Origin of the sequence: Pseudoalteromonas sp. BZK2 (assembly GCF_014349195.1) — a bacterium.
Classification (GTDB): Bacteria; Pseudomonadota; Gammaproteobacteria; order Enterobacterales; family Alteromonadaceae; genus Pseudoalteromonas; species Pseudoalteromonas simplex.
The window spans coordinates 22,116-33,506 of sequence record NZ_JACSOG010000023.1 but is presented as its reverse complement, the minus strand read 5'-3'; the positions used below and the strand labels follow the sequence as shown (position 1 = coordinate 33,506).

Sequence of the window (11,391 nt, the reverse complement as noted above, 5' to 3'; positions counted from 1 at the left end):
TTAGAGCACAGGGTTGTGTCTAAAGCTTATGCTTTTTAAACTTACAACTTACAAACAATAACGAGCGAATAAGCTGCTTACTGTTGCGGCGGTAGGCTTGCCATGTTGCCAATCACCACCTTCTACACCACTGCCTGCGATATCCATATGAACATACGGTAATGGCTGCGCTGATTCAGTACCATGCTTATCTAAACCACCAACAATCGCTAAGAATGCCATCGGGAACTGATGACCACGTGCAGTTACAGCAGAAGCTGCATTGTTACTTGATAGTACGTCATCAGCTAATGTGCGAGGGCGAATGAAGTCATAATCTTCACGGCGGCTACGAGATACTTCTGCGGCATCTGCCCACAAATCGCCTAAGTCAGCAATTTGGCGCGAAATTTTCGCCGCGCGAGCTGGACCATTTTCAACATACGCACTGTAAGGACCCATAGCACGTGCTGCGTGGCCTGTTAGTGTTGCAACAGTGAATAGCTCTGGATTCACTTCGTTTAAAGCGCGATCTTTCATTTCGCTTAGTAAGTCGCCCATAGCTAAACGGCCTTCAGCATCTGTGTTACCGATACGAACACGCACACCTTCGCGGCTAGTAATGATTTCATCAGGAACAAAACAATCAGAACCAATTGAGTTACGAACTACGGCTAAGTAAGCAATCACTTTTACGCCTTTTGGTGCAAAGTCAGCCACTGATTTCATAAAGCCAGCAACCGAAGCAGCACCGCCTTTATCACGGCTCATACCTGCCATAAAGCCACCCACTTTAAGGTCTGCACCACCGGTATCGTAAACTAAACCTTTACCAACAAACATTAAGGTACGCTCAACATCGCCTTCAGGCACGTATTCTAGTTTTACAACACGTGGGTGATGACGCTCAACAGCATAAGATGCGCGCGCTACGGTGCTCATCATTGGGTAATCTTTATCGATAGTGTTGATATCTGAAATCACTTCAACAGACACCTTACTACCAGCAAATAACTCAACGCAGTAGTCTGCAAAACGAGGTGGTGCCATACGCTCAGGCTCTGTACCACATAAATCACGTGCAGCGTATTGACCTGCAGCAATAGCATTAAGCGCTTTGCTCATTGCCTCGTCTGCACCCACTAGGCTAATTTGGCTAATTGGTTCAATCGCTTGGCCGTGGAACTCACGTGCCTCAAGTGGTTGCCAAAGCGCTTGGCAAGCACCTAAATAAGCCACTTCAAGGGCATGCTTGTAACGGCTATCTTGATTTACGTTAGCAAGTAGAATTGCAGGCTGAGTGCTACCCGATGCTTTCGCTTCTAGTACACCTTGCTTTGCTGCATCAAAGTAACGACGTACATCATCATAATCACGGTTCAGAGGGCCTGTAGGCGCTAAAATAACGCGTTTAGAGTCAATTACAAGTAATGTCACTTGTTTGCCAATACGTGCGTCTACAGCTTGTTGAGCACTAATAGCTTGACTTAAGCTTGCGTCTGCTAAAGAAGAAAAATCATCACCGATAATAATCAATGCATCGTGATTTGCATCCGCTAGTTGAGGGGCTGCAACTGCATGAGGGTATGCCATAAAAAAGGTCCTGCTGTTAAAAACATAGGACCTTATTATCATTGATTTAGGGCGCTATTGCCAGCCAAGTAAGACAGCTTACTATAAGGCTGGCAAGCTAAGTTTACTGCTCTGTAATGTCTGCTGAGTCTTTACGATGCTTAACAATCACAGACCAAGCTTCAAGCATAACCAGTACGCTCACAACCAGTACCAACAAATCAAGTGTCACCAGTAACCAGTTACCTTGTTGATAGTACTCACCCAGTTTAATAACCCCAGCAAAGAACGCCATAACGAGTACAAAACTCATTGGTATAAGCGTGTATTTAGCTGGGCGATTCGCTTTAATTAGCATTACCGAGATAACCAGTAAGGTTAAGCTTGCTAAGATTTGGTTAGTCGAACCGAATAATGGCCAAATGATCATACCGCCGCTACCGTCAGCGCCACCAGCACCAAAGGCAAGCAGTAAACAGCTTAGTACTGCTATGAGTGTAGCTACAATACCATTACGAATGATGCTGATATTATAAATATCACCCCACTCTTGAATGATATAACGCTGCAGGCGTACGCCAGAGTCCATGGTAGTCCCCGCAAACAAGACCACCATTACGGCAAGTAAGGTTGAAGCTACCTCTTGCGAGATACCCCAACCACTTTCAATTAAGTTAGCGCCACCATTAATAAAGGCGCTCACACTACCGGCACCTAAGTGACTGTAAATTTCGTGCCATTCTTCAGGTGATACAGCAAGTGCAACACCACTAACTGCAACGAGTGTAATAAGCGCAAGCATACCTTCGCCTACTGCACCTAAGTAACCCACAAAGCGGCCATCGGTTTCTTTGTTCAGCTGCTTAGAACTGGTACCTGAAGACACAATACCGTGGAAACCCGATACCGCACCACAAGCTATGGTCACAAATAGCAATGGAATAATACTTGGTGTATCTACCGCCGTTTGCGTATTAAACGCAGGCGCTGTGATATCTGGCATCGATACAAACACCGCACCGTAAAGAAGCACTAAGCCAACCAATAACTGCATACCGTTGATAAAGTCACGAGGCTGTAACAGCATCCACACAGGCAATAATGAAGCAATGGCTGCATAAATAAATAAGATAATGATCCAGTTCGCATTCGCACTTAGACCAAACATTTCATCAGGTAATGAAATTGGCATACCACTACCAAGGTAAATGGTGTAATACAGAATTCCCACACCAACTAAACAAAGCGGAATTAACGACACTTTACGGCGTAGTAACTGACCAATAACTAAGGCCACTACAATCGCTGACCAAGCGGGGAATACCGCGTTAGGTTGCGATACAAATGACTTGGCAATAACCACACCAAAAACGGCATTCACCATCAGCAGCACTAAGAACACCACAATCATAAATAATGCACGGGTGCGTTTACCAATTACGCTTTCAGATAAAGCGCCCATTGATTTGCCTTTGTTACGCGCACTGGCCCATAGAGCGCCCATGTCGTGAACACCAGCAAAAAAGATAGTACCAAATACTACCCAAAGTACCGCAGGCACCCAGCCCCAATATACGGCAATAGCAGGGCCAACAATTGGCGCAGCACCTGCAACAGAGGTGAAATGGTGGCCCCATAACACAACTTTGTTAGTTGGCACATAATCCACACCATCCTCAAGTTCATGAGCTGGTGTGACAAAATTATCATCCATTTTAAATATTTTTTCGGCGATGAATTTCGAATAAAAGAACCATCCGAACAACATACCGACTATTCCGAGCAGCACGATTACGACCGATTGCATAGTCATCTCTCTTATTAAGTTATAATGTTGTCTAAGGTGTTGAACTAGGCAGGCCTAGCACCCCAACTAGACACTAACAAACTTTCAAGCACCAAGGTGTTAACCTTTAGTCTAATATACTCAGCTGAAAATGCTCGTGAGCCTGACTCTTTATTCCGACACCTATCCCTAACAGGCGTACTGGCTGGTTATTACCTCGCTCATAGGCTTTACTCATTAACTCAGCAAAAATGCGTTCGTCTAATTGATGGTGGCTTTGATCGGCACTGGTCACGACAAAATTGGCAAATTTTACTTTTACCGATAATTTATTGATGCGGTTGTTTAACTGTTGTTTATCAAGACGGCGGGTTAATTCATCCATCAAGCGGGGTAACTGGCTTAAACACTCGTCTAAATTATTTTTGTTGTATTCATAGGTGTGCTCAACACTGAGTGACTTTCGTACTCGCTCAGTTGACACTTTGCCAACGTACTCGCCTGCACACTTTTGATATAAAGACACGCCAAAATTACCAATGTGCTGCTGCATCCAATTAACCCCTTTCGCACGCACATCAGCCCCTGTGTAAAGCCCTTTAAGTTGCAGCTTTTCTAAGGTCACCTTGCCAACGCCGGGAATTTTGCCAAGCGGTAAACTCGCCAAAAAGTCATCAACTTGATCGGGTAATACCACAAACTGACCATTAGGCTTATTTTCATCGCTGGCTATTTTGGCAATAAACTTTATTGGCGCAACGCCCGCTGAGGCTGTCAGCCCAGTGGTGTCATAGATTTCTTGGCGGATTTGCTGTGCCATGAGTGTTGCACTGCCTTTGCATGCGGTACTGTCGGTTACATCAAGGTAGGCTTCATCTAACGATAACGGCTCAATAAGGTCAGTGTACTTTGCAAAAATGGCGCGAATTTGCGTGGAGATTTCTTTATAAACCTGCATTCGTCCGGGCACGATAACCAGATCGGGGCACAGTTGTTTGGCATGATAGTTCGACATCGCCGAGCGCACACCATATTTACGGGCAATATAATTGGCTGTTGAAAGCACCCCGCGACGACTATTACCACCTATAGCCAGTGGCACATTGGCAAGCGCGGGGTTATCACGCATCTCTACAGCTGCATAAAAGCAGTCCATATCGATGTGAATGAATTTTTTCATCAGGAACACAACAACTGTTTATATATACAGTTATTATATTTAAACTTCCTGAGAGTGCAAGCTAAGAGGTTTGGCTTGTTTGTTGGTTTGGTTTTTTGCGACTGAAAAGCCGTGCGCCAAATAACCAAAAGGCGGCTTCGAATAACAAGCCCACGACAATTAAAGCGATAAATCCTGACATTGTGCCCATGCTATAACAGAGCAAAGCTAGAGCAAGTAAGATGAAAAGTGCAATCCACTTTATCACCCTCAAGGTTAGTTGCTGCATAATTAAGGTCCTTTAATGTGTGTTCATTTTACTCACACTTTACGTAAGCGTGAACTTATAAATCTAGCACGATTTACTGAGATTTCTAATTTCCTTGAGCTAAAAGCATCATATTGCTAACCTAAGTTTTCTCACAATCAATGAAGATTTACTATGCAATCGTTTATAGAACAACACCCTATCAGAACCAAAATAAATGTCGCATGGGGTGAAATGGATGCCCTACAACACGTTAATAATGTGGTGTACTTTCGCTACTTCGAAACAGCTCGTATCGATTTTTTCACTCAACTAGGCTTTCTTAAAGATTTACAAGTAACAGGTGTGGGTCCGGTGATCAGCGAGAACAATGCTCGCTATAAACGCCCAGTAACATTTCCTGATACGGTGCATGTTGGTGTTAAGATTAGTGACATTGAACACGATCGCTTTATGATGCATTACACTGTATTTAGTGAAAGCCAAGACGCAGTAACAACCATTGGCTCATCACAAGTGGTTATGTTTAATTTTAAAACGGGTAAAAAAGCTCAGTTAAATGATGAGTTATTAACTGCACTTAAAGCCCATTCTAGCGATTAACAAGGATCTATTATGCTTTATAGCCCACTTGGTCGAAGTGGTATTGATGTATCTCGTGTCTGCTTAGGTAGCATGACATGGGGTATGCAAAACAACCAAGCCGATGCCGATGAACAAATCGCCTATGCATTAGATAAAGGCGTTAACTTTATTGATACCGCCGAAATGTATGCCGTACCACCTTCTCCAGACACCTACGGTAAGACAGAAGAGATCATCGGTAATTGGTTAGCGCGTAATAAAGACAAACGCGATGATCTTGTTATTGCCACTAAAATTGCGGGTAACGGCTTACCTTGGGTACGCGATGCAGGCGATATTACTCGCCAAGCAGTGGTTGAAGCCGTTGATGCATCTCTTAAACGCTTGCAAACTGAGGTTATCGATTTATACCAATTACATTGGCCTAACCGTACATCACCGCACTTTGGTAAACAGTGGCCAGGTAAAGTATGTTTCTCAGAAGCTGACACTGAACAAAATATCGCGGGTATGTTAGATATTCTTGAAGGTCTAAATGACTGTATCAAGGCTGGCAAAATTAAGCACTGTGGTTTATCAGACGATACACCTTGGGGCATTAGCCAGTACTTGCGTTTAAGTGAGCAGCATAACCTTCCGCGTATGGTTTCTATTCAAAACGAATTTAGTCTCCTGCACGCCAAAGATTGGCCGTATTTGATTGAACAATGTATTCATGAAGATATTGCTTACCTACCTTGGTCACCGCTAGGTGGCGGCATGCTAAGTGGTAAGTACTTAAATGGTGCTCGCCCTGAAGGTAGTCGTTGGACGCTAGTGCAACGTAATGGCCTATTTAGAGACACAGCACAATCACGCGCTGCAATTGCTGAATATGTTGAAATTGCTAACGCCTTTAATTTAACACCTTCACAACTTGCATTGGCTTGGTGTGATCAAGTGGATGGCGTAAGCTCAACGATTATAGGTGCAACATCAATGGCGCAGTTAAAAGAAAATATCGATGCTTTTTCTGTGCAATTAAGCGATGAAGCTAACGATAAAATCGCTGACGTATTTAACCGTTATCCAATGCCTTTTTGAGCATCTCCCTGCAATATTAATAAGTCTATTAAATGATAGGCTTATTAATACTTATTCATCATTTTTACCTTTCTCCTACAACTTCACCAATACTTTAGTGTATGGTAATTCACAGCATTTAACTTTTTTGGTTGTTAATGAGTAAATACGTAAAACATATATTATGCATGATAATGGTGATAGTGCTTGTTCCTATAACCTATGCTTCAGAGCGGCTTTCTATAACTTGGCTCGAAACAGATAACAAACCTTTCTTTGTTGATAAATCTGAGCAATATCCTTTAGGTGGCTTGTGCAACAACATAACCGACTTACTGATTGAAGCAATGCCAAATTTTAAGCATCAAAAGTCACTATTGCCACCTAAGCGATTAAGCAAATATCTCGATGATGGCCACTTAGCGTGTTACGCGTGCATGATCCATCGAGATAAAAAAACTAACCGTGCCACTTACTCTATTCCAACTGCAGTTTATCCATCCTTTAGCGTGTTAAGTACTGAAGAAAGAGCGCTAAAGATTAAGCAAAAACACGGTAATCCAGTGTCATTAATTTCATTATTGACTGATGCCAATTTTATTTATGGCCAAAATGATGCGCGAAAATTTGGCAGTAAACTGGATGCAATAGCTAAAAATACTAAGCTTTATGAGAGTGCTGCATTAAGTGGCACCGGCAGCCATGCAAACCAAGCGCTACTATCGCAGTTAGAGCATGGCTACATTGATTACACAATTGATTACCCATTTGTTGCTGATTATTACAATCAACAAAACCAACAGAATATTCAAAAGCTCAGCATTGCTAATCCAACTCAAAATGTGGTTTTTGGTGCCATTGGTTGCTCAACAAATGCGCCTAATAATTATGCCGAAAAAGTACTTGCAGAAATCAATGAGGCGCTGAAAAACAAAGTACTGCCGAGTGAAAAATACCAGCAAAGCCAACGAATTTGGCTTGAACAAAGCTTTCCTGAGTTTTCAACTTATTATCAGCGCTCTATTTTAGACCCGCTTAAAGAGCCTGCCACTGATGAGATAACAGCTCCTGTTGATCATCCATAAGTGTTACAGCAAAGCTCGAATTTGCGACAACCTTCCCTACCCCTTCAGGCGTGCCAGTCATAATGATGTCGCCATCTTCTAGGTCCATAAAATCACTAATTTCAGCTAAGATTTGCTCTGCGTTATGCAGCATTAACCTTGTATCGCCTAGTTGAGTGTTTATTCCATCAATCTTTAGACTAAATTGATAATGACAACTGGCATTAACCGCAACAAATTCAGTAAAAAGCGCTGAACCATTAAATGCTTTTGCGCGCTCCCAAGGCAGGCCTTTTTCTTTAAGTGTGCTTTGTAAGCCTCGTTTGGTTAAATCAAGCCCAAGCGCAACCGCTGCCAGCTGTTTATCTTTAACTAAAAAGCAAAGCTCAGTTTCGTAATGTAGAGCCTCACCTAAGTGTTCGCTATTAAGAGAATCAGTGATGGCGCTATTTGGTTTTGCAAACAGCACCATATTTGTTGGTGTTTCATTGTTAAGCTCTGCAATATGCGCAGCATAATTACGACCTACGCAAATAATTTTGCTTGGGGTGAATACTTCTTTATTCCATTTCACTGATTGCACGCAAATACCTCTCGTTTTAACAAATGTAAAAGACTCAATTTTTTATTTTTAGCATTAATATGCCAATTTAGTACCTAAAATAAGTAAATTCATTGGTGGAATAATTCTCATAATAACATAAACATAGATATTACCTTTCACTATAAGCGTTATTTATGTTGACGATTGTTTTACTTTCTAATAACTTAATGTAAGCGGTTACATTTTAAAAATCGGGTTCGGCGATTTTTTTTGGAAAGAAATGTAAGCGCTTACAAAAATAGACAACAACATAAAATAAAACCAAATCTGGAGATTTGCATGAACCACACACTTTTCAAGAAAAAGCAGCTTGCTATTAGCCTGTCTATGGCAATGGGTTTAAGCGCGCTAGTTCCTCACTCAGCAGTCGCCGAAGAACAGCCCGACAAAGCAAGTGATATTGAAGTAATACAAGTATCAGGTATTCGCGGAAGCCTAGTAAAATCAATGGATATCAAGCGTCAATCTGCGGGGGTTGTTGATGCAATTACCTCTGAAGACATTGGTAAATTCCCTGATACCAACCTAGCTGAATCTTTGCAACGTATTACCGGTGTGTCTATTGACCGTAGTAATGGTGAAGGTAGCAAAATTACGGTTCGTGGTTTTGGCCCTGAATTTAACTTAGTAACCCTTAACAATCGCCAAATGCCAACAACTGGCGGTCGTTCATTTGATTTTGGTGACATCGCAACAGAAAGTGTGAGCGGTGTTGAAGTATATAAAACAGCACGTTCTGATATCCCTAGCGGGGGGATTGGTGCAACAGTTAATATCACTACAGCTAAACCACTTTCTAATCCTGGTTTGCACGCTTCGATTGGTGCAAAAGCAGTTCACGACACATCAAACGAAACAGGTGATGATGTAACGCCTGAGCTTTCAGGTATCTACAGCAACACATTCAACGATGACAAATTCGGGATTTTAATTTCAGGCTCAGTTCAAGAACGTGATAACCGCGAACAATCAATGGCAGTTGATAACTGGATCCCAAATGTTGATATTTCATCGTCTCCTGATTTAGCACTGACAGATAACAACCAGCGCGCAGATGGCGCAACCTGGTATCCGCAAAATGCAGGTTACGCGTTTTCAGACAATTCACGCAAACGTACCAATGGTCAACTTGTGCTGCAATACGCACCGAATGACCGCATTACTGCAACCGTTGATTACACTTACTCAAAACTCGAGTTTGAAAAAGATGGCCGTAGCTTTGGTGTATGGTTCAATAATGGTGGTAACGTCAGCGCAGCAACTATCAATGAAAAAGGTACTTACACACAGGTAACTGAGATTGGTGGTGACTACTCTACAAACTTAAACCGTGGTGCAACAACCAACGAAAATAAATCGCTTGGTTTAAACATTGATTGGCAAGTAACAGACAATTTAAACATTGAGTTTGATGCGCATAACTCATCGGCTGAAAGTGCCGGTGTAGGTATTGGCCACGATGCGTTTATGATCATTGGTAACACATCATGTTCATGGTGTGAAAACCCAACGGTTAATATCGACGAAAAAATGGCTGACTTTAGCCAAGGCGAAATTCCGCTTATTGATATGACCTTAACCAATGGCCAAGCAGAAATTTTACCGAGCGATATGGGAACCCTTTTCGCCGGTGTAAACAAAGATACCAACACTAACGATCTTGACCAATACCAGTTAAAAGGTACGTGGTATAACGAAGACAGCGGTGCTCTATCGAGCATTAACTTTGGTGTATCACACACTAAAATCGATTTCCGTACGACAACAGCCTACTCAGGTCAGCTTGCTGCTGGTTGGTGGTTGAACTCTGCCGATTGGTACGATGACAGCATGTTCACTCGTGTCGACAGCTCAGGTTTACTTGATGGCTTCTCTGGTGGTGGTAGCGATAAGTTATTAAATTACTACTACGATGCTGATTTTGATGAGATTGTCGCGATTGCCGAAAGCATTGACTGTGATCATCCTGATGGCGGTATTGGCGCATGTAGCTGGCCTGCTGATGTAAACGGCATGGTGCAAGCGGGTCCAATCGATGACGACCACCGTGTAAGCGAAGAAACAACGGCGGTATACGCACAAGCTAACTTCGAAACAGAATTTAACGGTATGCCAGTGAACATCACTGCGGGTTTACGTTACGAATCAACAGATGTTACAGCAAACAGCTTAGAGCGCCCTGCTGTTGCAATGGAATGGGTTAACGGTAACGAATGGTCTTACATTTACGCTGATGAACGCTCATTCTCAAACGGTGAAGGTAGTAGCAAAGAGTTTCTACCTAGCATCGATATGAATATCGAAGTAGTTGAAGACGTTATTGCACGTTTCTCTTACAGCCGCAGCCTTGCTCGTCCTCCTGTAGGCGCGCTTCGCTCAACAACGTCATTCTTAGGTAACCCGAAAGTGGGTCAACGTAAAGTGGCTGTGGGTAACCCGAACTTAAAACCTTATACTTCAGATAATATCGACCTATCACTTGAATACTACTACGGTGAAGGCAGCTATATGTCTGCAGGTTACTATCGTAAGCAAGTTGATAACTTCCTTGTAAATATCACAACCGAAGAGACGATTGACGGTATTACAGACCCATTCATCGGTGATCGTGCTGAGCAAGCGCGTGACGATTTAGCGGCAGCGGGTGAGCAACCATCTGATCAAGCAATTCACGATAAGATCAACGAAAACCAAGGCACAGAAGAAGGCACACCTATCGTTGGTAACGATACAGATCCTCTAGCAAACTTCTTCGTATCGCGTGATAACAACGTTGAAACAGCAAATCTATGGGGCTGGGAACTAGCAGCGCAACATATGTTTGGTGATTCTGGCTTTGGTATTGCCGCTAACGCGACTTTCGTATTTGGTGATGTTGAAGCAGACCGAGATGCTATCGGCTATCAATTTGCCCTACCGGGTTTAAGTGATTCAGCTAACTTCTCTGCGATTTATGATTTAAATGGTTTATCGGCTCGTATTTCTTATAACTGGCGTGATGAGTTCTTAACAGGCTTTGACCAACATGCTTCACCTATCTTTACTGAGTCTTATGGCCAGTGGGATATCAACGTGAACTATTCAGTTAACGAGAACCTAACTGTGTTTGTTGAAGGCCTTAACCTGACAGATGAAACGCAACGTACTTACGTTCGTTACTCTGAGCAGCTGTTACGTGCAAACCAATACGGTGCGCGCTACAACATCGGCTTCCGCTACTCGTTCTAGCATTTTGTTGTCAAAAAGCCGCTCAACAGCGGCTTTTTTTTTCGTATTTATGCTAGTTTGTCTACATAGCATTTGAGATGGCCT

9 protein-coding genes are annotated in these 11,391 nt (G+C 42.7%); 4 read left to right on the top strand and 5 right to left on the bottom strand.

Annotation, left to right across the window (positions count from 1 at the left end):
- Nucleotides 1–48 precede the first annotated feature (48 nt).
- The 4 genes from BIZ38_RS14320 to BIZ38_RS14305 all read right to left on the bottom strand — a co-directional run bounded on the left by BIZ38_RS14320 (nt 49) and on the right by BIZ38_RS14305 (nt 4,785).
- Complete coding sequence (locus BIZ38_RS14320) at nt 49–1,572, bottom strand: M17 family metallopeptidase (protein WP_187490580.1); 1,524 nt, start codon at nt 1,570–1,572, stop codon at nt 49–51.
- Between the two features lie 103 nt (nt 1,573–1,675).
- Entirely contained in the window at nt 1,676–3,358 is a 1,683-nt protein-coding gene (locus tag BIZ38_RS14315) for a carbon starvation protein A (protein WP_138600384.1), read from the bottom strand.
- Between the two features lie 106 nt (nt 3,359–3,464).
- The gene (gene dinB, locus BIZ38_RS14310; RefSeq protein ID WP_054552593.1) at nt 3,465–4,517 is read right to left on the bottom strand and encodes a DNA polymerase IV; all 1,053 of its coding nucleotides are present in this window, start codon (nt 4,515–4,517) and stop codon (nt 3,465–3,467) included.
- Nucleotides 4,518–4,578: 61 nt separating this feature from the next.
- Entirely contained in the window at nt 4,579–4,785 is a 207-nt protein-coding gene (locus tag BIZ38_RS14305; RefSeq protein ID WP_138616066.1) for a hypothetical protein, read from the bottom strand.
- 153 nt (nt 4,786–4,938) lie between these two features.
- Here BIZ38_RS14305 and BIZ38_RS14300 point away from each other — a divergent pair, with 153 nt between their 5' ends.
- The 3 genes from BIZ38_RS14300 (at nt 4,939) to BIZ38_RS14290 (ending at nt 7,496) form a co-directional block, all read left to right on the top strand.
- A complete protein-coding gene (locus BIZ38_RS14300; RefSeq protein WP_054552595.1) occupies nt 4,939–5,367 on the top strand; it encodes an acyl-CoA thioesterase in 429 nt (142 codons plus the stop codon).
- A gap of 12 nt (nt 5,368–5,379) precedes the next feature.
- Entirely contained in the window at nt 5,380–6,432 is a 1,053-nt protein-coding gene (locus BIZ38_RS14295; RefSeq protein WP_187490579.1) for an aldo/keto reductase, read from the top strand.
- 182 nt (nt 6,433–6,614) lie between these two features.
- Nucleotides 6,615–7,496, top strand: a complete 882-nt coding sequence (locus BIZ38_RS14290) for an ABC transporter substrate-binding protein (RefSeq protein WP_138600380.1) — start codon at nt 6,615–6,617, stop codon at nt 7,494–7,496.
- Here BIZ38_RS14290 and BIZ38_RS14285 read toward each other — a convergent pair.
- Nucleotides 7,447–8,058 carry a fumarylacetoacetate hydrolase family protein gene (locus tag BIZ38_RS14285; protein WP_187490578.1) on the bottom strand — a complete coding sequence of 204 codons (612 nt, stop codon included), beginning with the start codon at nt 8,056–8,058 and terminating at the stop codon, nt 7,447–7,449. The genes BIZ38_RS14290 and BIZ38_RS14285 overlap by 50 nt on opposite strands.
- A 300-nt stretch (nt 8,059–8,358) precedes the next feature.
- On the opposite strand from BIZ38_RS14285, the gene BIZ38_RS14280 reads away from it, so the two are divergent.
- On the top strand, nt 8,359–11,307 hold the full coding sequence (locus BIZ38_RS14280; protein ID WP_054552599.1) for a TonB-dependent receptor: 2,949 nt from the start codon (nt 8,359–8,361) through the stop codon (nt 11,305–11,307).
- The last annotated feature ends 84 nt before the right edge of the window (nt 11,308–11,391 follow it).